A 25207-nucleotide genomic window follows, 5' to 3' on the forward strand; every position below is an offset into this window, starting at 1 on the left:
AAAAGCCGCGCCATGGGAGCCTGCCGACAGGCAGGCATCCCGCATCACATCTTGAGAAGCACCGCACCCCAGGTGAAGCCACCGCCCACGCCCTCCAGCAGCACGGTCTGCCCAGGCTTGACCTGGCCATTGCGCACGCCGTGGTCCAGCGCCAGCGGGATCGAGGCGGCCGAGGTATTGCCATGCTGGTCCACGGTCACCACCACCTTGTCCATGGACAGCTTGAGCTTGCGCGCCGTGCTTTGCATGATGCGGATGTTGGCCTGGTGAGGGATCAGCCAGTCGATGTCGGCATCGGTGAGCCCGGCCTTGTCCAGCGTCGCGCGGGCGGCCTTTTCCAGCACGCCGACCGCCAGCTTGAACACGGCCTGTCCATCCATCTTCAGCAGCGGATCGCCGAGCACCTGTCCGCCGGATACATTGCCCGGTACGCAGAGGATGCCGACATGCTTGCCATCGGCATGCAGGTCGGACGCCAGGATCCCAGGCTGCTCGGACGCCTCCAGCACCACCGCGCCGGCGCCGTCGCCGAACAGCACGCAGGTCGTGCGGTCGTTGAAATCAAGAATGCGGCTGAAGACTTCGGAACCCACCACCAGCGCGCGGCTTGCGGCGCCGGACTGGATCATGGCATCGGCCACCGTGAGAGCGTAGACAAAGCCGCTGCACACAGCCTGCACGTCAAAGGCCGCGCAGCCGTTGGCGCCAAGCTTGTTTTGCAGGATGCAGGCAGTGGACGGGAAGACCATATCGGGCGTCGAGGTGGCGACGATGATCAGGTCGATGTCCTGTGGCTGGCAGCCAGCGGCCTCCAGCGCCTTCTTCGACGCCTCCAGGGCCAGATCGCTGCTGGCCACGTCGGGCGCGGCAAAGTGACGGGCATGGATGCCGGTGCGCTCGACGATCCACTCGTCCGAGGTCTCTATGCCACGCTGGGCCAGTTCGGCAGCCAGATCGTGATTGGTGAGTCGGCGGGGTGGCAGGTAGCTGCCCGTGCCGGTGATGCGTGCGTAGCGTCTCATCTGTATTAGGGCGCCGACGGTCCTGATTCCGACTGCGCAGCCAGCAAAAGAGGCAGGGCTGCGGAGATGCGGGTACGGACACGGTCGAGCAGGTTGTTGCGGGCCGCATCATACGCGCGGTTCAGCGCGTGCTCGAAAGCCAAGGCATCGGCTGACCCATGGCTTTTGAAAACCAGCCCACGAAGGCCCAGCAGCGCCGCACCGTTGTGACGCCGATGGTCCACGCGCTTCATCAGCGCAGTTAACACCGGATAGGCAACGATTGCAGCCATTTTGGTGAAGATGTTGCGCTTGAACTCCTGCTTGAGGGCATTGGAGATCATGGACGCCACCCCCTCGGAAGACTTGAGGGCCACGTTGCCCACAAAGCCGTCACAGACCACGACCTGGGTCGTGCCCTTGAAGATATCGTTGCCTTCGACGTTTCCGTAGAAGTTCAGGTGACCGGCCTTGCCGGCCGCACGCAACAGTTCGCCCGCACGCTTGATGACTTCGCTGCCCTTGATCTGCTCTTCGCCGATATTGAGCAGGCCCACCGAAGGCGCCTCTTCGTTGTTCAGCGCAGACACCAGGGCCGAGCCCATGACGGCGAACTGCAGCAGATGCTCGGCCGAGCAATCCACGTTGGCACCCAGGTCCAGCACCGTGGTGGCACCACCCTTGGCATTGGGCAACTGGGGAGCGATGGCGGGGCGATCGATGCCATCCAGTGTCTTGAGCAGGTAGCGCGAGATGGCCATCAGCGCACCCGTATTCCCAGCAGACACGGCAGCAGCAGCCTGGCCATCCTTGACCTGCTGGATGGCGACGCGCATCGAGGAATCCTTCTTCCTGCGCAGCGCCACCTCGATCGGGTCATCCATGCCGACGACTTCCGAGGCCGGCACCACGCTGGCGCGCTCATGCGCAAAGCCAGCCAGCGCATCGGGCTGGCCGACCAGCAGCAGCCGGGCGTCGGAATGGGAATCGAGGAACTGGCGGCACGCCGCGAGCGTGACGCGGGGGCCGTGATCACCCCCCATGCAGTCAACGGCCAAAGTGATCATGAGCGACTGGCAAGCCTGTTGCAAGGCCTGGAAAGATAGGAACGGCCATCAGAAAAAGCAAAAGCCCGCGCTACGAAAACTGTAGCCGCGGGCTCTGCGGGAACGGTCGAAGGTCAGGCTTCGGACTTGTTCTTCAGCACTTGACGGCCGCGGTACACGCCGTTGGGGCTGATGTGGTGACGCAGGTGGGTTTCACCCGTGGTGGGTTCCACGGCGATGCCAGGCACATTCAGTGCATTGTGCGAACGGTGCATACCGCGCTTGGAGGGGGACTTCTTGTTCTGCTGAACAGCCATGATGGCTCCTGTGTATCTGAAAAGGGTTGGTAAAAAACGCGATCAGCCCATTAAAGACACGAGGGGGTTTCGCGCGAAGCCCTTGATTATAGCGCAATCGCTTTTCCCGGCCTCGACCTTTTTTCCGGGCATCTCGATCAGTCTGCGGATTTGCCCACATCCAGGCCGCGCAGGACGGCGAACGGGTTGGGCTTGTCCTCGATGGCCTGCTCGAAGTCCGCGTCGCTGGACTGCAGGCTCACAGACTCGGGGCAGACATCGTGACGCGGCACCACGGGCAGTTCCATGAGCAACTCGTCCTCTATGAGTTCGAGCAGATTGAACTCGCGGCTGAGCACCAGCAGGTCCTCATCGCTTTCATCGTCCTCGGACTCGGCCGTGGCTTCATCCGCAACAAAGCGAAAAGACCGATCAACCTGCAGGGTGATGGGCGCCAGGGCCAGGCAGCGCTGGCACACCATGGGCACGACGGCATCGGCCTGCAGATGCAGCCACACCTGACCGGGGCCGCCGGTCTGCTCGACCAGCTCGCCGTCCGCCTGCCAGTGCACCTGGCCATGCGTGTCACCGGCATCCGGCTGCGCATCCTGGGCCAGACGCGGGAAGACTGACAGTGTTGTCTGGTCCTGAAGATGGCCCTGCGATTGCGCGAAAGCGCGAACATCGAGGCGGGCCGCAGAAAATTCCTTGCTCATGCGGGCAGTGTAAGAGAATCCGGGCATGCAAGCTCCCCACCCCGCCTTAGCCCAGGCTCCCGGCCTGGCGCGTCCCCTGATTCTTGGCTCCACCTCACGCTACCGCCGCGAACTCCTGGAGCGGCTGCGGCTGCCATTCCAGACCGTCTCCCCGGAAGTCGATGAAACACCTCTGGCAGGAGAGACACCGCACGCCCTTTCCCTGCGCCTGGCCCTGGCCAAGGCCCAGGCCGTGGCTGCGCTGCACCCCGGCGCCGTTGTCATCGGCTCCGACCAGGTGCCCGAGCTCGATGGCCTGCCGCTGTCCAAGCCCGGCAACCATGAACGCGCCACCGAACAGTTGCGCCAGATGAGCGGGCGCCAGATGAACTTCCACACTGCCGTGAGCGTGGTCTGCCAGGAAACCGGCTTTTCCGAGACCGACGTGGTGACGGTTCAGGTGCGCTTTCGCGATCTCAACGATGCGGAAATCGAGCGCTACCTGCGCGCCGAGCAGCCTTATGACTGCGCAGGCAGCGCCAAGAGCGAGGGTCTGGGCATTGCCCTGCTCGACGCCATCGTCAGCGACGACCCCACGGCACTGATCGGCCTTCCGCTGATCCGCACATGCCAGTTGCTGCGCGCCGCAGGAGCCGTGCTGCCATGAGCGATGCCATCACCAAGCCCCTGACAGGAACGCTCTACCTGGTGCCCGCTCCGCTGGACTTCGGCTGCGATGAGCAAACGCCGCTGACGCAGGTCCTGCCCGATGGGACACTGCGCACCGCTGCGCGGCTGACCCACTGGATTTGCGAAAACGCCAAGAGCACACGCGCCTATCTCAAGCGCATCGACGCGCTGCATGCACTGGCCCAGCCCTTGCAGACCCAGCAGATCACCGAGCTGCCGCGCGAGGCCCACAAGAAGGGGGACCATGGCGACAAGGGTGCCGCCGTCTTTGACGCCAAGCCACTGCTCGCCCCCTTGCTGGCCGGACACGACATGGGACTGGTCAGCGAGGCCGGAATGCCCGCCGTGGCCGACCCCGGCAGCTCCATCGTGCGCGCCGCGCACGATTTGGGCATACGTGTCGTGCCGCTGATCGGACCCGTATCGCTGCTGCTGGCACTGGCCGCCAGCGGGCTCAACGGACAAAACTATGCCTTTGTGGGATATCTGCCCCAGGATGCCGGCGGACGGGTACAGCGCATCAAGGAGCTTGAAGCCCTGGCATTGCGCCAAGGCCAGACCCAGCAGTTCATCGAGACGCCCTACCGCAACGCCGCGCTTTGGCAAGCCCTGCTGCAGACGCTGCAACCCCATACCCGTTTGGCGTTGGCCTGCGGCCTGACGCTGGAGAGCGCCCGCATCGAAAGCCGGCTGGTGCGCGAATGGCGCCAGCACAAGGAAGCGCCGGACAACCGCACGCCGGTGGTGTTCTCCATCGGCCGCTGAAGTCGCCCACCAGCGAAAAAGCCCGCCTTCGACAGGAAGGCGGGCTTTTTCGTCTTGGCAGACCGAGCGGGAACCCCGCAAGAATCAGCGCAGAGCCGGGAGGCTGGAACGCAGTGCCTGCACCGCACCGCCGCCAAAAGCCGCGCCGAAACGCTTGGCCAGGCGCTCGGCCACGTTGTCACGGCGCGTGTAATCCACCACCTCTTCCGCCTTGACCACTTCACGGGCCACATAGTCAAGACTGCCCAGCTTGTCGGCCAGGCCCATCTCCACCGCCTGCTGGCCGGTCCAGAACAGGCCGCTGAAAGTCTCGGGCGTCTCATGCAGGCGGTCACCACGGCCAGCCTTGACCACGTTGATGAACTGCGAGTGGATCTGGCCCAGCATCTTGTGGGCATGTTCGCGCTGCCCTTCGGACATGGGGCTGAACGGGTCCAGGAAACCCTTGTTCTCCCCAGCCGTCAGCAGGCGGCGTTCCACGCCAAGCTTTTCCATGGCGCCGGTGAAGCCAAAGCCATCCATGAGCACACCGATGCTGCCCACGATGCTGGCCTTGTCCACAAAGATCTCATCGGCGGCGGCGGCAATGTAGTAGGCGGCCGAAGCGCAGGTCTCTTCCACCACGGCATACAGGGGCTTGTCGTACTTGCCCTTGAGCCGCACGATTTCGTCATTGATGATGCCGGCCTGCACAGGGCTGCCGCCCGGCGAGTTGATCAGCAGCACCACGGCGCGCGAGCCCGAATCCTCGAAGGCACTGCGCATGGCGGCCACCACGAATTCCGCGCTGGCGTCGGCACCTGCGGCGATCTCGCCCTTGACCTCGACCACGGCCGTGTGCGGGGAGGAACTGGTCGTGGTCGCCGTGTCCTTGGCAAACAGCACCCACAGCACCACGAGGATGAGCGCCGTCCACAACAGGCGGCCAAACAGGCGCCAGCGGCGGGAGGCACGCTGCTCGTTGATGGTGGCGAAGACCAGCTTTTCCAGCACCTCCCGCTCCCAGCCGCTCGATGCCGCCGTGCGCGCATCGGCAGCCGCCGTGGCGGGCGTGGCCCGGGCCCACAGGTCCGCCCCGGGGGATGGGTGTGATGCGGAGCCAGGATTTTCCGGAGGTATGGGGGAAGTCATGTCAGAACTCGACGGGTTTCAGGTTATCGGCAGTATGCCAGTGCACCAACCCCGCGCTTTCGCTCAGGGAGATTTTCACAAGGCCGCCACGGCAGGGCCCGCCAGCGCAGGCGCCGCTGTCGGGCGCGTAGGCCGCTCCGTGGGTGGCACACAGCAGCCAGCGTCCGGTGTCATCGAAAAAGCGGTCCGGCTGGTAGTCCATCTCCATGGCCACATGGGTGCAGCGATTCAGATAGGCATGCACCTGTCCCTCGAAGCGGATGGCGAATGCGCGGCAGGCATGACCCGCGTAGACCACGTCGAAAGGCACGGCATTCGCCCCTTCCTGCAGGGCATCGCTGGCGCACAGAACGATGCGTTCAACGGTCAACGGCACACCTCACGAGCATGAATCCACGCGCTGACGCGGGCATGACGACTCAGCCATGGGCCAACAGCCACTGATGCAAATCCGCAACACTCTGCGCCACATGCAACGGCTTCAGCACGCCAAAGCCGTCGGTGGGATGCGCGCCATAGCCCACACCTACGCTGGCACAGCCTGCGTTGCGGGCCAGTTCCAGGTCGTGCGTGGTGTCGCCGATCATCAGCACCCGCGAAGGGTCCGCACCAAACTCGGCCATCAACTCCTGCAGCATCAGCGGATTCGGCTTGCCGGCGGTCTCGTCCGCCGTGCGCGAGCTGTCGAACATGCCGCGCAACTGCGGGTCCTGCAGCGCATCGTTCAGACCACGGCGGCTCTTGCCCGTGGCCACGGCCAGCAGGTGCCCTCGCTCGCGCAGCGCCGCCAGCATGGGCAGCACGCCGGCGAACAGGCTGATGTCGTCCTGGTGCTTGATGAAATGGTGGCGATAGCGGTTGCCCAGCTCGGGGTATTTTTCGGGCGGCACATCGGGCGCTGCACGCGCCAATGCGGGCATCAGCGCCATGCCGATCACATAGGACGCCGCCTCATCGCTGGGAGGCGTGCCCCCCACATCGGCCACGGCCGCCTGAATGCACTTGACGATCACCGCGGTGGAATCCGACAGCGTCCCATCCCAGTCGAAGGCAATGAGATCGAAGCGGCGCGCACGGTGCATCTCGGAAGAACCAGGATTTGTCATATCTACAAGGAGTCGGAGCCAGCGTCAGCCGGCGAAACGGGCCAGTTCTTCGGGAAGCTCGGCGCGCAGCTCCACCCGCTCGCCACTGGCCGGGTGGGTGAACTGTAGCCGCCATGCGTGCAGGAACATGCGTTTGAGACCCTGTTTCTGCAGGCGTCGGTTCAGGTCGAAGTCGCCATATTTGTCATCGCCCGCAATCGGGTGCCCCTGGCTGGACAGGTGCACGCGGATCTGGTGCGTGCGCCCGGTCTTGATGGTCACCTCCAGCAGGCTCATGGCCGGCAGTCCCAGCAGGGGCTGGGGCGCCAGCGTGCTGCGAACGCGCACCAGCGTGACGGAGCGCATGCCGTCAGGATCATCGGCCGTGGTCACCCGCACGCGGCGCTCGCCGTCGGCCTGCAGGTATTTGTGCAGCGGCAGATCAATCACCTTGTGGTTGGCCGGCCAGGTGCCCTGGACCAGGGCCAGATAGGTCTTGCCGGTCTCGCGCTCGCGGAACTGGTCCTGCAGATGCGTCAGCGCCGAGCGCTTCTTGGCCACCAGCAAAATGCCGGACGTCTCGCGGTCGAGCCGATGCACCAGCTCCAGAAAACGGCTTTGCGGCCGCGCCTGGCGCAGTTGCTCGATGACACCAAAACTCACACCCGAGCCGCCATGCACGGCCACACCGGCGGGCTTGTCGATGGCGATCAGGTGCTCGTCTTCCAGCAGACTGGGGAAATCCCTGGCTGGCGCTGGCCGCTCGGCCTTTTCGGCGACTTTTTCGGAAATGCGCACGGGCGGTATGCGGACGATATCGCCGGTAGAAACGCGGGTTTCCGCACTGACGCGCCCTTTGTTGATGCGCACTTCTCCACTGCGGATGATGCGATAGACATGGGTCTTGGGAACGCCCTTGAGATGGCGTATGAGAAAGTTGTCCAACCGCTGTCCGGCCGAATCGTCATCGACTTCAATCAGCCGCACTGCGGCAGTGGCTGCGTTCAGGGAACGGTCGTCTGCCGGTTTGCCCTCTATAATGTGTTTCACCTGTGCCGAACTATTTATAAGTGGTTGATTCTCATGGAGTTTAGTCCAAACAACCATTTCCCCGCACAGGCAGGTCGATGCCATCCGGTGTCATGCACGCGAAACAGCAGGAAAAGATGGCCTGCGAAGTTCGTCGTTGCATCGGTTGTGGCTGACGAATTGAAACACTGATACGGAATCTCAAGCTGGCAGAAGGGGTCGGACCCGGCGTCCACCGCTGCCAGCGGATCAAAAGCGAGCATGTGGATCTTTTGGGCATGGATGGTCACGCTGTGGAGCAGGAAAACGCCTGCGCCCAGGATCATTGCCGCCCCCAAGCCTCCCGCCTGCCCCGCACGTGCAGCAGCTTCGCTTGAAGCTGGACGGCGTGCCTCTCTCATCGCTCTCGTCCCCCTGCCCTTGCCCCCATTGCTGACTTGAGCCAGGTCTCAAGCATCAAGGCATCCGGCGATTCCTTTCGTTTCGACGCGTCAGTCCGGCATCTCGGCTCCCTCGCGAGCCTGTCTTTGATTACAAGTCAAAGGCGTGACGGTCTGGCAGCAGAGGCTGCACTCCGGCGCGCCCCAGAGAAAACGAATAAAGGAAACGCATCATGAAACGGATGCTCATCAACGCCACGCAGTCGGAAGAACGTCGCCTTGCCATCGTCGATGGCCAGAAGCTGCTCGACTACGAAATCGAAATCGAAGGGCGCGAGCAGCGCAAGGGCAACATCTACAAGGCCGTGGTCACGCGCGTGGAGCCCAGCCTCGAGGCCTGCTTCGTCGATTACGGCGAGGACCGCCACGGCTTCCTGCCCTTCAAGGAAATCTCCAAGCAGTATTTCGCCGAAGGCGTCTCCCCCAGCCAGGCCCGCATCAACGAAGTCATCCGCGAAGGCCAGGAACTGATCGTCCAGGTCGAGAAGGAAGAGCGCGGCAACAAGGGCGCGGCCCTGACCACCTTCATCTCGCTGGCCGGCCGCTACGTGGTGCTGATGCCCAACAACCCGCGCGGCGGTGGTGTCTCGCGCCGCATCGAGGGCGAGGACCGTGCCGAACTCAAGGAGGCGATGGACCAGCTTGAGTACCCCAAGGGCATGTCCATCATTGCGCGCACCGCCGGCATCGGCCGCACCGCGCCCGAGCTGCAGTGGGACCTGAACTACCTGCTCAAGCTGTGGAACGCCATCGACGGCGCCGCCAAGTCGGCCAAGGGCGCCTTCCTGATCTACCAGGAATCGAGCCTGGTGATCCGCGCCATCCGCGACTACTTCAACGGCGACATCGGCGACATCCTCATCGACACCGACGACATCTACGAGCAGGCGCAGCAGTTCATGCAGCACGTCATGCCCGAGCATGCCGCCCGCGTCAAACGCTACCGTGACGACGCTCCGCTGTTCAGCCGCTTCCAGATCGAGCACCAGATCGAATCGGCCTACGCGCGCACCGTGACCCTGCCCTCGGGCGGCGCCATCGTCATCGACCACACCGAAGCGCTGGTCTCCATCGACGTGAACTCGGCCCGCGCCATCAAGGGCGGCGACATCGAGGAAACCGCCACCCGCACCAACCTGGAAGCCGCCGACGAAGTCGCGCGCCAGATGCGCCTGCGTGACCTGGGCGGCCTGATCGTCATCGACTTCATCGACATGGAGGAGAGCAAGAACCGCCGCGAGGTCGAGAACCGCCTGCGCGACGCGCTGCGCCAGGACCGTGCCCGCGTGCAGTTCGGCACCATCAGCAAGTTCGGCCTCATGGAGATGAGCCGCCAGCGCCTCAAGCCGGCCCTGTCCGAAGGCGCGCACATCAACTGCCCGCGCTGCGGTGGCTCCGGCCACGTGCGTGACACGGAAAGCTCGGCGCTGCAGATCCTGCGCATCATCCAGGAAGAGTCCATGAAGGACAACACGGCCGCCGTGCACTGCCAGGTGCCCGTGGAAGTGGCCAGCTTCCTGCTCAACGAAAAGCGCGGCGAGATCACCAAGATCGAACTCAAGCAGCGCGTCAACGTGATCATGGTTCCCAACAAGTCCATGGACACGCCGCACTACAAGCTCGAGCGCCTCAAGCACGACGACGTGCGCCTGGAAAGCATGGAAGCCAGCTACAAGCTGGCCGAGGAGCTGGACGCGGAAACCACGGTGACGCGCCGCTCGCAGGAGCCCACCAACAAACAGACGCCCATGATCAAGGGCGTGCTGCCCGACATGCCGGCCCCCATCGCCGAGCCCCGTCCCGAAGGCAGCCGCAACCGCCCGGCCAACGGCCAGCAGCGCGATGCCAAGCCTGCGGCAACTGCTGCAGCGCCCGCACCGGCCGTCGCCCCCGTCGTGGTACGCGAGCAAGGCTTCTTTGCCTGGCTCAAGAGCCTGTTCGGCTTTAGCGCGGCACCTGCGCCAGTCGCAGCGCCCGCTCCGGCCGCCGAAGCCCCCGCTCGCGAAGCACGCCGTGACGGCCGCAACGACAACCGTGGCCGCCGCAACGAACGCAATGGTGAGCGTGGCGAGCGTGGCGAGCGCTCGGAGCGCAATGGCGAGCGCGCTGGCGCCCCCAATGCCGAACGCCAGGCCGGCAACGGTGACCGCAACCGCCGCAATGCCGAGCGTGGCGAGCGCACTGAACGCGGTGAACGCCCGGAGCGTGGAGAGCGCCCGGATCGTGGCGAGCGCGCCGACCGTGGTGAGCGCGCCGACCGCGGCGAACGCCGTGGCCGTGGTGAACGCAACCGTGACGGTGAAAGCCGCCAGCCGCTGGAAGCCGTGAACGGCGTGGCCGCTGTCGCTGCAGATGGCAGCACCATCGAGCAGCGTCCCGAGCGCGCCCCGCGTGGCGAGCGCCAGGAGCGCGGTGAAGGCCGCCGCGAACGTGGCGAGCGCGGTGAACGTGGTGAACGCGCCGAACGCAGCGAGCGCCAGCCCCGCCAGTTCGAAGTCGCTCCCGAGACCGAAGAGAACCTGGACAACCAGGCCCAGCAACAGGACCCGTCCCTGGACAACGCTGCCCCCGCCTCCGGCGAAGAGCAGCCGCGCCAGCGCCGTTCGCGCGACCGCTATGGCCGTGACCGCCGCGAGCGTGGCGATCGCGGTGACCGTGCAGAGCGCGCACCGCGCGAAGCGGAGGGCGAAGCCGTCCAATCCTTCGAAGCCGCCGCTCCCGAGCAGGACCAGCCTGCCCGCCGCAGCTACTTCAACGCAGCCAGCCCTGCCGCCGAAGCCCAGGCTCCTGAAGCCATGGCCGAAGCGCAAGTGCCTGCGCAGCCCGCAGCAGCTGCAGCAGCCCAAGCGGTGCAGCAACCCGTCGCGGCCCCCGTGCCCGAGCAGCAGATTGCCGCTCCCGCGCCCGTGGCTGCGGTGACCCCCGCGCCGGTCGCACCCGCCACCGTGGTGGCACCCGTGGCAGCACCTGCACCCGTGGCCGCTCCTGCCGCAGTGGCAGTCGCGCCCGCAGCAGCCAAGGCCGTTGAAGCAACCGCCGAACGCGGCCTGCCCAAGGTCCAGGCCTACCAGCTGCCCATGTCCGAGCTGCAGGCGCTGGCCGCCGCTTCGGGCCTGCAATGGGTGGGCTCCGATGCCGACAAGGTGGCGGCAGCCCAGGCAGCCATCGCCGCCGAAACGCAGCCCGAGCGCGTCGTGCGCGAGCGCCCGCCCGTGGTCGCTCTGGATGACGGCCCGCTGATCCTCGTGGAAACACGCAAGGACCTCAGCGAGCTGCAACTGCCGTTCGAGCAGCAGCCGCAGCCACAGGGCGCGGCCCAGGTCTGACCACAGACAGTGACAACACAGGGGCCCTCGCGGCCCCTGTTTGTTTCCGCCTCCGCCCTCACCTCATCCGTCTCCCCACGCCTTCCGTCCACCTCTTTCCAGGAGCTTCCGTCCCGCCATGCTGTTGCTGCTCTCCCCCGCCAAATCGCTGGACTACGACACGCCACTGCCCCCGAAACTGCCGCACACGCTGCCCGTCTTCTCCGAACAGCCGCTGGAGCTGATCGAAGTGCTGCGCCGCCAGTCGCCCCAGCAACTGTCGGAACTGATGGGTATCAGCGACAAGCTGGCCGCACTCAACGTGGCGCGCTACGAGGCCTTCAGCCCGCGCTTCACGGCCACCAACGCCCGGCAGGCGCTGCTGGCCTTCAACGGCGATGTCTACGAGGGCCTGCAGGCACGCAGCCTGGATGCCGAGGACATGGACTGGGCCCAGCAGCACCTGGCCATCCTCAGCGGCCTGTACGGCGTGCTGCGCCCGCTGGACCGCATGCAGCCCTACCGCCTGGAAATGGGCACGCGGCTGGAAACCGCGCATGGCAGCAACCTCTACCAGTTCTGGGGCAGCCGCATTGCCGAGCACCTGAACCAGCGCGCGGCCAAGCAGCCGGCGGGCGAGCGCGTCATCGTCAACCTGGCTTCGCAGGAATACTTCAAATCGGTAGACTTGAAGCACCTCAAGCCCCCGGTGGTGGAATGCGCATTCGAGGATTACAAGAACGGCGCCTACAAGATCATCAGCTTCCATGCCAAACGTGCGCGCGGGCTGATGGCACGATTTGCCATACAACGACGCGCTCGCAGCGCGGCTGAACTCGAAGCCTTCGATCTGGAGGGCTACGCGCTGGCGCCAGCTTCCTCGACGCCTGCGCGCCTGGTGTTCCGTCGCAAGACCGCTGACTGAGCCTCGCCGGCCACCGGCCGGCCCCGGCCTCGATGCCTTTGGAGTCCATTCACTGCGGCAAGGGCCGCACTGCACGCCATGAGCCTCAAATCCTCACCAGATTCCCAGACCGCCGCGCAGGACCTGCCCGTCGGTCTCACGCCCGAACTCATGCAATGGGTTCGCGACCAGCGCGCATCCGGCATAGGGCCTGCGGCCCTGCTGCGCTCCATGCGCGACGTGGGCTGGAGCGAAGAACTGGCAAGGCGGGCGCTGGACCTGCCCGAACAGGGCGAGGTGTCGCCACCGGCCGTCGTGGTCTCGGCCTCGAGCCTGCCCGAACCGGACCTTGCCCAGGACCCCAGCAGCATTGATGTCGGCGACCGCCAGGTTCAGGTACTGGTCAGCATGCGCAACCCGCGCATCGTGGTCTTCGGCAACCTGCTCTCGCATGAGGAGTGCGACGCCATCATCGCCGCCGCGCGTCCGCGCATGGCGCGATCGCTCACCGTGGCCACGCAAAGCGGCGGCGAAGAGATCAATGACGATCGAACCAGCAACGGCATGTTCTTCCAGCGCGGGGAAACCGGCATCGTCAGCCAGCTGGAAGAACGCATCGCCCGCCTGTTGCGCTGGCCGCTGGACCATGGCGAGGGCCTGCAGGTGCTGCACTACGGCCCTGGCGCCGAATACAAGCCCCACCACGACTACTTCGCGCCCGGCGAACCCGGCACGCCCACCATCCTCAAGCGCGGCGGCCAGCGCGTGGGCACCCTGGTCATCTACCTGAACGAGCCCGAGCGCGGTGGCGCAACCATCTTCCCCGAAGTGCCGCTGCAAGTCGTGCCGCGCCGGGGCAACGCCGTCTTCTTCAGCTATGAGCGCCCCGACCCCTCCACGCGTACCCTGCACGGCGGCGCGCCCGTGCTGGCCGGCGAAAAATGGATCGCCACCAAATGGCTGCGCGAACGCGAATTCCACTGAGCACCATCGGACCCGGGCGCACCAACCCTTATTGACCTTATATGGCCGCCCATGCCTGCGGGCATGGAAATTCAGTTAGCTTCAAAGCCTGGGTCCACGCGCTCCGCGCGGACCGTCCAGGCCTGACCAGCGCCGGCACGGCCGGCCCTTTTTCCATGAACACTCCCGAACAATCCCAGCTGGGCAAAAGCTCCGCCTACATCGACCAGTACGACCCCTCGCTGCTGTTCCCGTTGCCGCGTGCGCCCAAGCGCGAAGAAATCGGCATTCAGGGCAGCCAGATGCCCTTCTTCGGCGCCGACCTGTGGACGGCGTTCGAGCTGTCCTGGCTCAACCTGCGCGGCAAGCCGCAGGTGGCGCTCGTGCATTTCACGATTCCCTGCGAGACCCCCAATCTCATCGAAAGCAAGTCGTTCAAGCTCTACCTCAACAGCTTCAACAACACCCGCCTGGCCGACGCGGCCGAAGTCCAGGCACGCCTTCGCACCGACCTGGCCGAAGCGCTATGGCGAGGCAGCGAGCAAAAGGGCAGCATCGGCGTGAAGATCATCGGCCTGGACCGCTTCGACCAGGAAATGGTGCAGGAACTGGATGGCCTGCTGCTGGACCGCCTGGACGTGGAATGCACGCAGTACCAGCCCGCCCCAGAGCTGCTGCACGCCAACCACGAGGAAGCGCCCGTCACCGAGACCCTCGTCAGCCACCTGCTCAAGAGCAACTGCCTGGTCACGGGCCAGCCCGACTGGGGCAGCGTGCAGATCCGCTACAGCGGCGCGCAGATCGACCAGGAAGGCCTGCTGCAATACCTGGTGAGCTTCCGCAACCACAACGAATTCCATGAGCAATGCGTGGAACGCATCTTCATGGACATCTGGACCCGCTGCCGCCCCCTCAAGCTCTCGGTCTACGCACGCTACACGCGCCGTGGCGGCCTGGACATCAACCCGTTCCGCACCAGCCATCCTGGCGCCTTGCCGGCCAACGTGCGCTCGGCGCGGCAGTAAAAGAGGCGGCCGGCCCCTTTCCCTCACCGCAACGTAAACACCTCCAGCGACCGCTCCAGCGACTGGGCGCTGGCGCGCAGCGAGCCCGCTGCGCCGGCCGATTGTTCGACCAGGGCGGCGTTTTGCTGGGTGACGGAGTCGAGCTGGGCCACGGCGTCGTTGACCTGGGCGATGCCTACGGATTGTTCGCGCGTGGCGATGCTGATCTGATGGACCAGGTCGCTGACTCGGCCCACGGCGTCGACCATGCCGTCGATGGTGCGGCCTGCGGCGTCCATGCGGGCGTTGCCGTCGTTGATGCCGTCCACGGTGCGGTTGATGAGGCCGCTGATTTCCTTGGCGGCGGAGGCGCTGCGCTGGGCCAGGGCGCGCACTTCGCCGGCCACGACGGCAAAGCCGCGGCCCTGCTCGCCTGCGCGTGCCGCTTCGACGGCGGCATTCAGGGCCAGCAGGTTGGTCTGGAAGGCAATGCTTTCGATGACGCCGATGATCTCGCCCATGCGGCGCGAGGAGCCGCGGATGTGCTCCATGGCAGAGCCCACTTCCTGGATGGCGGCGCCGCTCTTGCCCGCGACCTGGCGGCTCTGGTCGCTTTCATGGGCCATGAGCTGGGCCGTGTCGGCGGTCTGCGCCACGGTGCCCGATATCTCTTCCATCGAGGCCGCCGTCTGCTGCAGGCTGGTGGCCTGGGATTCTGTGCGCTGCGCGAGGTCGAAGCTGCCCTGGGCGATCTCGTGGGCCGTGGTGGCAAAGCCGCGCATTTCGGTGCGCACGTCGCCGACCACGGCGCGCAGGTTGATCTGGATCTGCTGCAGCCGCTGCATCAGGGCGCCCATGGGGCCGCTGTAGTCGTGCTGCATGTTGGTGCCCAGCTGGCAGCTGGCAATGTCGGCGGCAAAGCCGCTGGCCTGCTCCAGGCCCGCCACGCAGCGCTGCTGGAAGCGCCACAGCACAAAGCTGCCCCCCGCCAGCAAGGCGGCCAGGCGCGTGCCCCAGGCTGCGGCGCCCTGCCAGCCCAGCAGGTCGGGCAGCATGGCCGCCAGGCCCACGCCGCCCAGCATCAGCGCCATGCGGGCTGTCAGGCCCAGGTCGCTGCGGCGGTCCCACAGGCCTGCCAGGCCCAGGCGGCGCAGTTCACCGCCGCGCAGTCGCAGGGTTTCCTGGCCGGCATCGGCTTCGGCGCGCATGCGGGCATAGAGGGCTTCGGCGGCTTCGACCTCGTCCGGCCGGGGCTTGGTGCGCACCGAAAGGTAGCCGCGCGGACGGCCGCCTTCCATGATGGGCGTGACGTTGGCGCGCACCCAGTAGTGGTCGCCGTTCTTGCGCCGGTTCTTGACCAGGGCAGTCCACGGGTAGCCGTGGGCGATGGTGCGCCACATGTCCTTGAAGGCGGCGGCAGGCATGTCCGGGTGGCGGATCAGGTTGTGCGGCTGCTCGATCAGTTCCTCGTAGGAATAGCCGCTGACCCGCACGAAGGCCGGGTTGCAATGGGTGATCTCGCCCTTGGTGTTGGTGACGGATACCAGCAGCTCATCGCCCGGAAAGTCGTAGTTGAGCTGGCTGACGGGCAAATTCACGCGCATGGGTACCACTCCTTTGGGATGTCTCTTGTTCTTGTGAAATGGCATGGCAAAACGCTCAGAAGCCACCGGAATCCATCAAACGGAAACACAAATTCACATTTCCAAATCATCTCACAGCACGGCAACCGCAGTCTCATGCTCGGAACTGGTGCATGGTTTTACAGCGTATGCGCCAGATTTGTGGTGATGATTCAGAACAGTTGAGGTGTAAAGGGATCGCTGTCCGGCGCAGGCTGGGCCGGTCCCCTGAGCAGTTGCTCGCGCGCAAGCGGGTCGTGGGCGGTGGCGTTCCAGTCGGCCGTGCGAACGAGGTTGCCCACGCGCACGCCCAGCAGGCGCAGCCGCTTGGCCAGGGGCACGCGCTTGAGGCATTGGCCTGCGGCGCGGCGCAGGGTGGCGGCATCGGCCATGGGCAGCTCCAGCGTGTGGTCGCGCGTGGCGGTCTTGAAGTCGTCGTAGCGCAGCTTGATGCCGACGGTGCGGCCCATGTAGCCCTTGCGCTGCAGGTCGTGGGCCAGGCGTTCGCACAGGTCGGTGAAGATGGCGCTCAGTTCGGCCCGGTCGCGCACGGCGTGCAGGTCGCGCTCGAAGGTGGTTTCGCGGCTCATGGAGACGGGCTCGCTGTGCGTGACCACGGGCCGCTCATCGCGCCCCCAGGACACGCCATGCAGCCAGTTGCCGTAGGCGCGGCCGAACCATTGCACGAGCTGGGGCAGGCTTTGCTTGGCCAGCTCGCCAATGGTCTGTATGCCCAGCGATTGCAGCTTGGCATCGGCCTTGGGGCCTATGCCATTGATCTTGCGGCAGGCCAGCGGCCAGATCACGGCCTGCAGATCGTCGGGCTGGACGATGGAGATGCCGTTGGGCTTGTTGAATTCGCTGGCCATCTTGGCCAGCAGCTTGTTGGGCGCCACGCCGATGGAGCAGGTCAGGCCCGTGGCGTCGGTGATGGTTTTCTGGATCAGCCGCGCCAGCACGCGCCCGCCTTCGCGCTGGCCGCCGGGCACGTCGGTGAAGTCGATGTAGACCTCGTCCACGCCGCGGTCCTCCATCAGCGGGGCGATGGAGACGATGATTTCCTTGAACATGCGCGAGAAGCGCCGCACCTCGGCAAAGTCCACGGGCAGCAGAATGGCCTGGGGGCACAGGCGCGCAGCCTTCATCATGCCCATGGCCGAGCCCACGCCGAACTGGCGCGCCGGGTAAGTGGCCGTGGTGATCACGCCCCGGCCCACGTAGTCCTTGAGGCGCGAGAACTCGTCCACCGGAATCTCGTGCAGCCGGCCGGCGTAGCGCGCATCCAGCGCCTCGTCGTGCGCGCGGCGTCCGCCGCCGATGACCACGGGCAGTCCCTTGAGCTGCGGATAGCGCAGCAGCTCCACCGAGGCATAGAAGGCGTCCATGTCCAGGTGGGCGATGCGGCGCGGGGGCGCAGCATCAGCAGGGCTTGCGGGTGTCGTGGGTGTCGTGGGTGTCGTGGGTGTCGTTTCAGGCACGCCGCCATTATTGCGGCAACTGTGCATTCATACAGCCTCCAGGGCCTGTTTACACAGGCCCTGGACCATTCATCCCTGCAGGCAGATCAGCACCAGTCCCAGCACCATCAGGCTCATGCCGATCTTCTCCTGGCGGCTCAGGCTTTCGCTGAGCACGCGGCGCGAGACGATGTAGCTGAACACCACCTCGACCATGCCCAGCGTGCGCACGGGTGCCGCGCCCTGCATGGCGTAGGCGGTGAACCAGGCCAGCGAGGCGGCCGCGCCCATGCCGCCGGCCAGCAGCGAGACGCGCCAGGCGCGGAAGATGGGGCGCAGGCCCTGCGCGTGGGTGCGCGCGATCCAGGCGCCCAGGCCCAGGGTCTGCATGAGCTGGGCGATCAGCACGCCCCAGGCGCCCGACAGCCAGGGAGATATCTCGCCCAGGCGCGCCAGTTCCACGGCGCCGCCCCGGTAGCCCACGGTGGCGATGGCAAAGCAGGCACCGCAGGCCAGGCCGTAGAGCGCCGATCGGCTGGCCCAGGCCGACAGCGACAGCATCTGGCCGCGCGGCGGCAGCGACAGGATGAGCACGCCGAAGGTGGCCAGCGCCATGGCCGCCAGCGCCACTGCGGTGGGCAACTCATGCAGGAAGATGCCGGCGAACAGGGCCACCTGCAGCACCTCGGTCTTGGACAGGGTGACGGCCACGGCGAAGTTGCGCTCCTTCATGGCCAGCAGCAGCGCCGCCGTGGCCGCGACCTGGAAGAAGGCACCCAGCGCGATCCAGCCGAGGTAGGCCCATGAGAACCGGGGCAGCGACCAGGCGCCATCGCCTCCCAGGTACAGCGCCAGCAGGTAGATGCCGGCAAACGGCAGGCCGTACAGAAAGCGCACCAGGGTGGCCGGCAGGGTGCCGAGCTCGGCGGTCAGCGAGCGCTGCGCCGTGTTGCGCACGGTCTGGGCGGCTGCGGCGAACAGCACCACGGGCACCCACAGCCAGGTCAGGTCTTGGAGGGAAGAAAGCATGTCGGCAAAAAAGGGAAGGCACCGCCGGCAAGGCGCGGGCGACTGAGTGCCGGCCAGCATAGCCGCCGGTCGGGCACCAGGCGCACGCGCTTGGAGAAGGCTGCCGCGCCCGGCAGCGAAACAGAGGCCGGCCAGCCAGCGCTGCACGCGCGCCCTGCTCTGGCCAGGGCAAGCAGGCTGCGTTGTGCAGCAGCACGGCCGTCGCCAATGGCGAGCGGGCCTGCGCGGCGCGCTACAGGTCGCGCCGGATCAGAGCGCCCTTGAACAGCACCGGTCCCGTGGGCCCGGTCTGGCTGGGCACGCCGCCCTTGGGCTCCAGGCTGATGGCCAGGGCAGGCACGCCCTGGACCTCGGCGGCCGCGGCGGTCAGCTTGACCAGCTTGTCGCGTCCCAGCACGCCCAGCGATTGCGGGCCGCCCTGGGGCGGCAGGGCCCACAGCTGCAGTGATTTGTCGGAGGCCTCATGGAAGTCGCCCACGCGCTGCAGCACCAGGGTGTTCTTGCCGGGGTCGAAGGTCACGAGCATGGAGGCATCGGCCTTGTCGTCAGCCAGCACGGCCACGTACTGGATCTGGGGCGCGGCCTGCAGCGCAGCCTGGGTGGCCTGCAACTGGTTGTTCAGCACGGCCAGCTGGCGTTCGCCGCTTTGGCGCAGGTCCTGGTGCGACCACAGCCCCACGGCCACGGCCGCCACGGTGGCGCAGGCGCCCAGCACGGCGGCGCCGCGCCACCAGGCCAGGGCGCGCCCCACGGCGGATTCCGTGCGCCGGGCCATGCCAGGCGCATCGTCGGCGCGCCGCCGGTGCGCCTGGGCGGCGCGGGCCTTTTCGGCCTGCAGCAGGTTGTCGATACGGACCCAGACCGCATCGTCAGGGCGCACGGGCGCCTGCATTTCGGACAGGGCCGACCAGCGGCCCTGCCACAGCAGGGCGGCGGCGCGCACCGGGGCCTGGTCACGGGCCAGTTGCTCGAAGCGGCGGCGTGCCGCGCCCCGCAGCGTGCCCAGGGCGTAAGCGGCGGCCAGCCGGTCCAGCAGTTCGGGGTGTCGGGAAATATTCATGGCAAATCCTTTGGCCGCTCAGAGCATGTCAACTGCTTCACGCATGGCGTGACAGGCAGCGGCGCAGCTGCTCCAGGCCGCGCCGTATCCAGGTCTTGACCGTGCCCAGCGGCAGTTGCAGCTGGCCCGCCAGCTCGCCATGGCTGAGGTCGCGCAGATAGGCCAGGCTGACCACCTCGCGCTGGCGGCCTTCCAGCCGCTCCAGGCACTGGTACAGCGCCACGGCCTGTTCGCTGGCCTCGGCCAGTTGCAGCGGGCCCTGGCTTTCATCGTCCCCGCCGCCATGGGCCGCCAGTTGCGCCTCGTCGAACTCTTCGTTCAGGTGCAGGCGTTCGGCGCGGCGCCGGCGCAGAAAGTCCAGGGCCCGGCTGCGCACCACCAGGCCCATCCAGGCCAGCGGCGGGCTCAGCGTGCCCCGGTAGCCCGAGGCGCTGCGCCAGATGTGCAGGTAGCTGTCCTGCAGCACGTCTTCGGCCCAGTCCTTGTGCCGCAGGATACGCAACGCCAGCCCGTACAGCCGGGACGAGGTGGCCTCGTACAGGCTGCGGAGCGCGGACTCGTCCTGCGCTGCGATGCGGTCCAGAAGGTCCATCAGCTCTTGGTCGGTTGGTGTGGTGCCCATGCACGCATTGTGGGCGAGCGGTCGGCCCCGTGGCCCGCACTGTTGCGTGGCCGCCCGGGGGCTTGTTCTGTCTTTCGATCGGATTCAAGGGGCATATCGGTGCTCAGCCGGGGGGTTGCAGAAGGTCTGGCGGGGGTCTCCCGGCTTGCACCGGCTCTCCGTGAGCAATACGCAGCGCATTGCGAACCGGATGCGGATAAATTTTTTTTCCATTCAGGTGAATCCAGTCGCTGCCTTGCTGCGTATTCCCTGTGTCGCGCCCCGGACAGCGGTTCAAGGCGACACCCCTCAACCCATCGACCTGGAGACCTTCATGAGCTACATCCTCCCCCTCGGCCTGGCCACCATGGCCGCACTGACCCTTGGCGCCTGCTCCTCCATGGACATGGGCAAGAGCTATTCCCAGTCCGACCTGCCGGCCGCCGTGCAGGTGCCCGCAGGCCACAAGGTTGCCATGGAGACGGTGGGCATAGGCCAGATCACCTATGAATGCCGCGCCAAGAAGGACCAGGCGATGGAGCAGGAATGGGCCTTTGTCGGCCCGGATGCGCGTTTGACGGACCGCCAGGGCCGCGTCATCGGCCGCTACTTCGGCCCGCCCGCCACCTGGGCGCACCAGGACGGCTCCAAGGTCACGGCCACCCAGGTCGCCGTGGCGCCGTCCAGCGCGGGCAACATCCCCATGCAACTGGTCAAGGCCGAGCCCGCCACCGGCATGGGCGCCATGCAGGGCGTGACCTATATCCAGCGCGTGGCCACGCGCGGCGGCGTGGCCCCTGCCATGGCCTGCAACAGCTCCACGCTGGGCCAGAAGCAGGTCGTGCAGTACCAGGCCGACTACATCATCTGGAAGGCCGCCTGACGCGGCCCGGCCCCCTACGGCCTGTCGCCCCTGCCCCCGAAGGCCGAGGGCGGCATGCCGAACTGGCGCCTGAAGGCCAGCGAATAGGCGCTGTGGCTTTCATAGCCGGCCTCCAGCGCCACCTGCACGATGGGCCTTCCGGCCAGCAGCGCCTGCATGGAGGACAGCAGCCGTGCGCGCTGACGCCAGCGGCCAAAACTCATTCCCGTGGCCTGCAGAAAATGGCGGTGGAAGGTCTTCTCGCCCATGGCCAGCCGTGCGGCCCAGTCGGCGGCTGTGGCAGTTGCGGCGCCTATGGCAGTTGCGGCGGCTGTGGCGGCTGTGGCGGCTGTGGCGGCAAGGCCATCCGCCCCGTCTCCTTCGGCCAGCGCATGGCAGACAGCGGCCATGCGCGCATCCTGCGGCCAGGGCAGGTGAAACGGCACCACGGGCGGCTGGCGCAGCTCCTGCAGCAATAGCTCGACCACCATGGATTCGCGCCGCCCCGGCGGTGCCGATGCAGGCCAGCGCGCCACCTCGCTGATGAGCTCGCGCAGCAGGGGAGAGACCTCGATCACGCAGTCCGTACCCGGCAGATCTGCAGCGGCCTGCGCATCGACGAACAGGCTGCGCACCTGTACCGCGCCGCGCATGCGCAAGCCGTGGGGCACGCCCGAGCGCAGCCAGACGCCGCGCGTGGGCGGCACCACCCAGCGCCCGCTGCCTGCGCGCACCTCCAGCACCCCCTGCACGGCGTAGAGCAGCTGGCAGCATTCGTGGGAGTGTTCCTCCACCTCCAGCCCCGCCGGATAGTCGGCGGCCACGCCCGTGACCGGCAGCGGTGCGGCGGCCTGCAGCTCGGGCAGCCCGGCATGGCTGCAGGGAACGGCGGCTGCCGAAGCCGGGGCATGGGTCGTGCGCATATTGTCCAGATCCATATAGAAAATGAGAAATTCTATAAAGACAGACAGGCACCCTGCCCGCAAACTGGCACCCGTTCCCTGTGATTCACCGCCATCGCACCATGCACCGCCTGCCCTCGCCCTTCCTACCACCCCTGGCCCATGGCCGGGGTCCGGGCGCCTGCGCAGGCGCCGCATTTCGCACCGACTCTCCCTGATCCCGGCCTGGCGCAGCTTCCCCACACCGGGAAGCCAGGAGAGCGGGGCCGCCGGCCGATCCGGTGGCTGCAAACCCCAGCGTTTCCTGCGAGGCCCGCATGCTGAAGAATCCCGCGTCCCGATACCTTCCCTTCCCCGCCGTCGACCTGCCCGAGCGCCAATGGCCCTCACGCCAGCTGAGCCAGGCGCCCGTGTGGCTGTCCACCGACCTGCGTGATGGCAACCAGGCCCTGTTCGAGCCCATGAACCGCGAGCGCAAGCTGCGCCTGTTCCACGAACTGGTGCGCATAGGCTTCAAGGAGATCGAGGTGGGCTTTCCCTCGGCCTCGCAGACCGACTACGGCATCGTGCGCCACCTGATCGACAACGGGCTGATCCCCGGCGACGTGACGCCCATGGTCATCACCCAGCTGCGCGAGGACCTGATCCGCGCCACGGTGGACAGCGTGGCCGGAGCGCGGCGCGCCATCGTGCACTTCTACAACGCCATTGCCCCGGCCTGGCGCGAGATCGTCTTCGGCATGCAGGTGCCCGAGATCATCGCCATGGTGGAGTACCACATCGCCCTGCTGCGCGAACTGACCGATGCCCACCCCGAGACCGAATGGGTGCTGCAGTACTCACCCGAGACCTTCTGCATGGCCGAGCTCGACGTGTCGCTGGCCGTGTGCAACGCGGCTATCCGCGCCTGGGATGCAGGCCCCGCGCGGCCCATGATCATCAACCTGCCGACCACGGTGGAAGTGAGCACGGCCAATGTCTTCGCCGACCAGATCGAGTGGATGCACCGCCGCCTGGAACGGCGCGAGCACATCGTGCTGTCCGTGCACCCGCACAACGACCGGGGCACGGGCGTGGCCTGCGCCGAGCAGGCGCTGCTGGCGGGAGCCCAGCGCGTGGAAGGCTGCCTGTTCGGCAACGGCGAGCGCAGCGGCAACCTCGATGTGGTGACGCTGGCGCTCAACCTCTACACGCAGGGCATCGCGCCGGGACTGGACTTCTCGGACATCGCCGCCGTGGCGCGCATTGCGGAGGAATGCACGGCACTGCCCATCCACCCGCGCCACCCCTATGTGGGCGACCTGGTGTTCACGGCGTTTTCGGGCTCGCACCAGGACGCCATCGCCAAGGGCTTTGCGGCGCAGCGGCCCGATGCGCCCTGGCGCGTTCCCTACCTGCCCATCGACCCGCAGGACCTGGGCCGCACCTACGACAGCATCGTTCGCGTCAACAGCCAGTCGGGCAAGGGCGGCATTGCCTTTTTGCTGCAGCGTGACCATGGCGTGACCATGCCGCGCCGCATGCAGGTGGAGTTCAGCGCCGTGGTGCAAAAACAGGCGGACGCCTGCGAGGCCGAGCTGGCCAGCGACGACCTGTGGAAGCTGTTCGAGGCGACCTACCTCGCACCCCTGCAGCTTCCCTGGCACTACCGCAGCCACCACCTGTTCGACAGCGCCCAGGGCCAGGGCATTGCGCTGGAAGTGGTCCGGCCAGACGGCCTTCGGCTGCAGCTGTATGGCGAAGGCAGCGGCCCCATCGATGCCGTGGCCGCCGCCCTCGGCCAGCACCTGGGCGTGGCGCTGCGCATTGACCACTACGAAGAGCGCAGCCTGGGCCAGGGCGCCGGGGCCATGGCGCTGGCCATCGTCGAGGCCGCCCTGCCCGGCGTGGCGGGCACGCGCTTCGGTGCGGGGCGCCATGCCAACATCGTGACCGCGTCCATCCTGGCCGTGCTGCATGCGGCAGGCCGGCTGGTGGCGGCGCAGCCGGAAAGCCGGCGCGTACCTGCCCAAGCCTGAGGCGCAGCCTGAAAGGAAAAAGGACCGCCAAGGCGGTCCTTTTCTCGTGCGGCTTTTGCCGGTTCAGCGCACGGCGCCCGGATAGGTTCCGGGCAGCAGGATGCTGCGGTCCACGGTATCGATCTGCGTATGGCCGCAGAAGGCCATCGTGGTCTCCAGCTCCTTCTGGATGATCTGCAGTGCACGCGTCACGCCGTCCTGGCCATAAGCGCCCAGGCCGTAGAGGAAGCTGCGGCCGATCATGGTGCCCTGGGCGCCCAGGGCACGCGCCTTGAGCACGTCCTGGCCGCTGCGGATGCCGCCGTCCATCCAGACCTCGATGTCCTTGCCCGCCGCCTCGGCAATGCCGGGCAGCGCCTCGATGGACGAGGGTGCGCCGTCGAGCTGGCGGCCGCCGTGGTTGCTGACGATGAGCGCATCGGCGCCGCTGTCGGCCGCCAGTCGCGCGTCCTCGGCGTCCATGACGCCCTTGAGGATGAGCTTGCCGCCCCAGAGCTTCTTGATGCGCTCCACGTCGCCCCAGTTCAGGCTGGGATCGAACTGGCTGGCGGTCCACGACGACAGCGAACTCATGTCGGCCACGCCATCCACATGGCCGACGATGTTGCCGAAGGTGCGGCGCTTGGTGCCCAGCATGCCCAGGCACCAGTGCGGCTTGGTTGCCAGATTGGCCAGGTTGCGCAGCGTGGGCTTCGGGGGCGTGGACAGGCCGTTCTTGATGTCCTTGTGGCGCTGGCCCAGGATCTGCAGGTCCAGCGTCAGCACCAGGGCCGAGCAGTTGGCGGCACGGGCGCGCTCGATCAGGCGCTCCATGAACCGGCGGTCGCGCATCACATAGAGCTGGAACCAGAACGGATGGCGGGCCGTGTGTTCGGCAATGTCCTCGATGGAGCAGATGCTCATGGTGGACAGCGTGAACGGAATGCCGAAGGCCTGGGCCGCGCGCGCGCCCAGGATCTCGCCATCGGCGTGCTGCATGCCGGTCAGGCCCGTGGGCGCAATGGCCACGGGCATGGCCACCTGCTGGCCGATCATGGTGGTGCGCGTGCTGCGCCCCTCCATGTTCACGGCCACGCGCTGGCGCAGCTTGATCTTCTGGAAGTCGTCCTCGTTGGCGCGGTAGGTGCCCTGGGTGTAGGAGCCCGAGTCGGCGTAGTCATAGAACATGCGCGGCACGCGGCGCTGGGCCACGACGCGCAGGTCTTCGATGCAGGTGATTTTGGAAAGGTCGGTGGACACGTTTTCTGGCTTTCTGAAACCCGCATGGCGCGGGACTGCCGAGCATGGTAGTGCGCAGGGCGC

The 25207-nt window shown here is 66.8% G+C and carries 23 protein-coding genes; 8 read left to right on the forward strand and 15 right to left on the reverse strand.

All coding sequences use genetic code 11. The annotated features are described in order from the left end of the window. Window positions 1-44: 44 nt before the first annotated feature. The 4 genes from JHD82_RS00170 to JHD82_RS00185 form a co-directional block, all read right to left on the reverse strand. On the reverse strand, window positions 45-1022 hold the full coding sequence (locus JHD82_RS00170) for a beta-ketoacyl-ACP synthase III (protein ID WP_012207070.1): 978 nt from the start codon (window positions 1020-1022) through the stop codon (window positions 45-47). Window positions 1023-1027: 5 nt separating this feature from the next. Then, complete coding sequence (gene plsX, locus JHD82_RS00175) at window positions 1028-2068, reverse strand: phosphate acyltransferase PlsX (RefSeq protein ID WP_012207071.1); 1041 nt, start codon at window positions 2066-2068, stop codon at window positions 1028-1030. Window positions 2069-2181: 113 nt separating this feature from the next. Next, complete coding sequence (rpmF, locus tag JHD82_RS00180) at window positions 2182-2364, reverse strand: 50S ribosomal protein L32 (protein ID WP_012207072.1); 183 nt, start codon at window positions 2362-2364, stop codon at window positions 2182-2184. A gap of 137 nt (window positions 2365-2501) precedes the next feature. Beyond that, window positions 2502-3059 carry a DUF177 domain-containing protein gene (locus tag JHD82_RS00185; protein ID WP_034396686.1) on the reverse strand — a complete coding sequence of 186 codons (558 nt, stop codon included), beginning with the start codon at window positions 3057-3059 and terminating at the stop codon, window positions 2502-2504. A 25-nt stretch (window positions 3060-3084) separates the two neighbouring features. Here JHD82_RS00185 and JHD82_RS00190 point away from each other — a divergent pair, with 25 nt between their 5' ends. Both JHD82_RS00190 and JHD82_RS00195 read left to right on the forward strand, forming a co-directional pair. Then, window positions 3085-3705, forward strand: a complete 621-nt coding sequence (locus JHD82_RS00190; RefSeq protein ID WP_063328139.1) for a Maf family nucleotide pyrophosphatase — start codon at window positions 3085-3087, stop codon at window positions 3703-3705. After that, complete coding sequence (locus JHD82_RS00195) at window positions 3702-4493, forward strand: SAM-dependent methyltransferase (RefSeq protein ID WP_013800987.1); 792 nt, start codon at window positions 3702-3704, stop codon at window positions 4491-4493. The genes JHD82_RS00190 and JHD82_RS00195 overlap by 4 nt, the downstream gene beginning before the upstream one ends. 84 nt (window positions 4494-4577) lie before the next feature. Here the strand turns inward: JHD82_RS00195 and JHD82_RS00200 are convergent, their stop codons facing one another. The 4 genes from JHD82_RS00200 to JHD82_RS00215 are packed head-to-tail and all read right to left on the reverse strand — an operon-like array spanning window position 4578 to window position 7816. After that, window positions 4578-5624 carry a S49 family peptidase gene (locus JHD82_RS00200; RefSeq protein ID WP_012207076.1) on the reverse strand — a complete coding sequence of 349 codons (1047 nt, stop codon included), beginning with the start codon at window positions 5622-5624 and terminating at the stop codon, window positions 4578-4580. Between the two features lies 1 nt (window position 5625). Further along, on the reverse strand, window positions 5626-5994 hold the full coding sequence (locus JHD82_RS00205; RefSeq protein WP_043782717.1) for a Rieske 2Fe-2S domain-containing protein: 369 nt from the start codon (window positions 5992-5994) through the stop codon (window positions 5626-5628). 49 nt (window positions 5995-6043) lie between these two features. Then, a complete protein-coding gene (locus JHD82_RS00210) occupies window positions 6044-6730 on the reverse strand; it encodes an HAD family hydrolase (protein WP_012207078.1) in 687 nt (228 codons plus the stop codon). A 24-nt stretch (window positions 6731-6754) separates the two neighbouring features. Next, window positions 6755-7816: an RluA family pseudouridine synthase gene (locus tag JHD82_RS00215; protein WP_034396692.1), complete on the reverse strand. Its 1062-nt coding sequence runs from the start codon at window positions 7814-7816 to the stop codon at window positions 6755-6757. Between the two features lie 535 nt (window positions 7817-8351). Here JHD82_RS00215 and JHD82_RS00220 point away from each other — a divergent pair. The 4 genes from JHD82_RS00220 (at window position 8352) to queF (ending at window position 14375) form a co-directional block, all read left to right on the forward strand. Then, on the forward strand, window positions 8352-11504 hold the full coding sequence (locus JHD82_RS00220; RefSeq protein WP_199135089.1) for an Rne/Rng family ribonuclease: 3153 nt from the start codon (window positions 8352-8354) through the stop codon (window positions 11502-11504). 118 nt (window positions 11505-11622) lie between these two features. Then, window positions 11623-12408 carry a peroxide stress protein YaaA gene (gene yaaA, locus JHD82_RS00225; protein WP_199135090.1) on the forward strand — a complete coding sequence of 262 codons (786 nt, stop codon included), beginning with the start codon at window positions 11623-11625 and terminating at the stop codon, window positions 12406-12408. A 78-nt stretch (window positions 12409-12486) separates the two neighbouring features. Continuing rightward, a complete protein-coding gene (locus JHD82_RS00230) occupies window positions 12487-13371 on the forward strand; it encodes a 2OG-Fe(II) oxygenase (RefSeq protein ID WP_012207082.1) in 885 nt (294 codons plus the stop codon). Between the two features lie 155 nt (window positions 13372-13526). After that, window positions 13527-14375, forward strand: coding sequence for an NADPH-dependent 7-cyano-7-deazaguanine reductase QueF (gene queF / locus JHD82_RS00235; RefSeq protein ID WP_199135091.1), 849 nt, complete (start codon window positions 13527-13529; stop codon window positions 14373-14375). Between the two features lie 23 nt (window positions 14376-14398). Here queF and JHD82_RS00240 read toward each other — a convergent pair whose 3' ends face one another. The 5 genes from JHD82_RS00240 to JHD82_RS00260 form a co-directional block, all read right to left on the reverse strand. Then, the gene (locus JHD82_RS00240) at window positions 14399-15958 is read right to left on the reverse strand and encodes a PAS domain-containing methyl-accepting chemotaxis protein (RefSeq protein WP_199135092.1); all 1560 of its coding nucleotides are present in this window, start codon (window positions 15956-15958) and stop codon (window positions 14399-14401) included. A gap of 191 nt (window positions 15959-16149) precedes the next feature. Beyond that, window positions 16150-17481: a DNA polymerase IV gene (gene dinB, locus JHD82_RS00245; protein ID WP_199135093.1), complete on the reverse strand. Its 1332-nt coding sequence runs from the start codon at window positions 17479-17481 to the stop codon at window positions 16150-16152. A 42-nt stretch (window positions 17482-17523) separates the two neighbouring features. Further along, on the reverse strand, window positions 17524-18462 hold the full coding sequence (locus JHD82_RS00250; RefSeq protein WP_013800975.1) for a DMT family transporter: 939 nt from the start codon (window positions 18460-18462) through the stop codon (window positions 17524-17526). Window positions 18463-18694: 232 nt separating this feature from the next. Next, complete coding sequence (locus JHD82_RS00255; RefSeq protein ID WP_043821459.1) at window positions 18695-19522, reverse strand: anti-sigma factor domain-containing protein; 828 nt, start codon at window positions 19520-19522, stop codon at window positions 18695-18697. Window positions 19523-19559: 37 nt separating this feature from the next. Beyond that, the gene (locus JHD82_RS00260; protein WP_199135094.1) at window positions 19560-20144 is read right to left on the reverse strand and encodes an RNA polymerase sigma factor; all 585 of its coding nucleotides are present in this window, start codon (window positions 20142-20144) and stop codon (window positions 19560-19562) included. A gap of 313 nt (window positions 20145-20457) precedes the next feature. On the opposite strand from JHD82_RS00260, the gene JHD82_RS00265 reads away from it, so the two are divergent. Beyond that, complete coding sequence (locus tag JHD82_RS00265; RefSeq protein ID WP_013800972.1) at window positions 20458-21006, forward strand: DUF3455 domain-containing protein; 549 nt, start codon at window positions 20458-20460, stop codon at window positions 21004-21006. 14 nt (window positions 21007-21020) lie between these two features. Here the strand turns inward: JHD82_RS00265 and JHD82_RS00270 are convergent, their stop codons facing one another. Further along, on the reverse strand, window positions 21021-21908 hold the full coding sequence (locus JHD82_RS00270) for a helix-turn-helix transcriptional regulator (protein WP_199135095.1): 888 nt from the start codon (window positions 21906-21908) through the stop codon (window positions 21021-21023). Between the two features lie 296 nt (window positions 21909-22204). Here JHD82_RS00270 and JHD82_RS00275 point away from each other — a divergent pair, with 296 nt between their 5' ends. After that, window positions 22205-23905, forward strand: a complete 1701-nt coding sequence (locus tag JHD82_RS00275; protein ID WP_199135096.1) for a 2-isopropylmalate synthase — start codon at window positions 22205-22207, stop codon at window positions 23903-23905. 63 nt (window positions 23906-23968) lie between these two features. Here JHD82_RS00275 and JHD82_RS00280 read toward each other — a convergent pair whose 3' ends face one another. Next, window positions 23969-25144: an alpha-hydroxy acid oxidase gene (locus JHD82_RS00280; protein ID WP_034396710.1), complete on the reverse strand. Its 1176-nt coding sequence runs from the start codon at window positions 25142-25144 to the stop codon at window positions 23969-23971. Window positions 25145-25207: the final 63 nt, after the last annotated feature.

Source organism: Delftia sp. ASV31, assembly GCF_016428765.1.
Taxonomy (GTDB): domain Bacteria; phylum Pseudomonadota; class Gammaproteobacteria; order Burkholderiales; family Burkholderiaceae_C; genus Comamonas; species Comamonas acidovorans.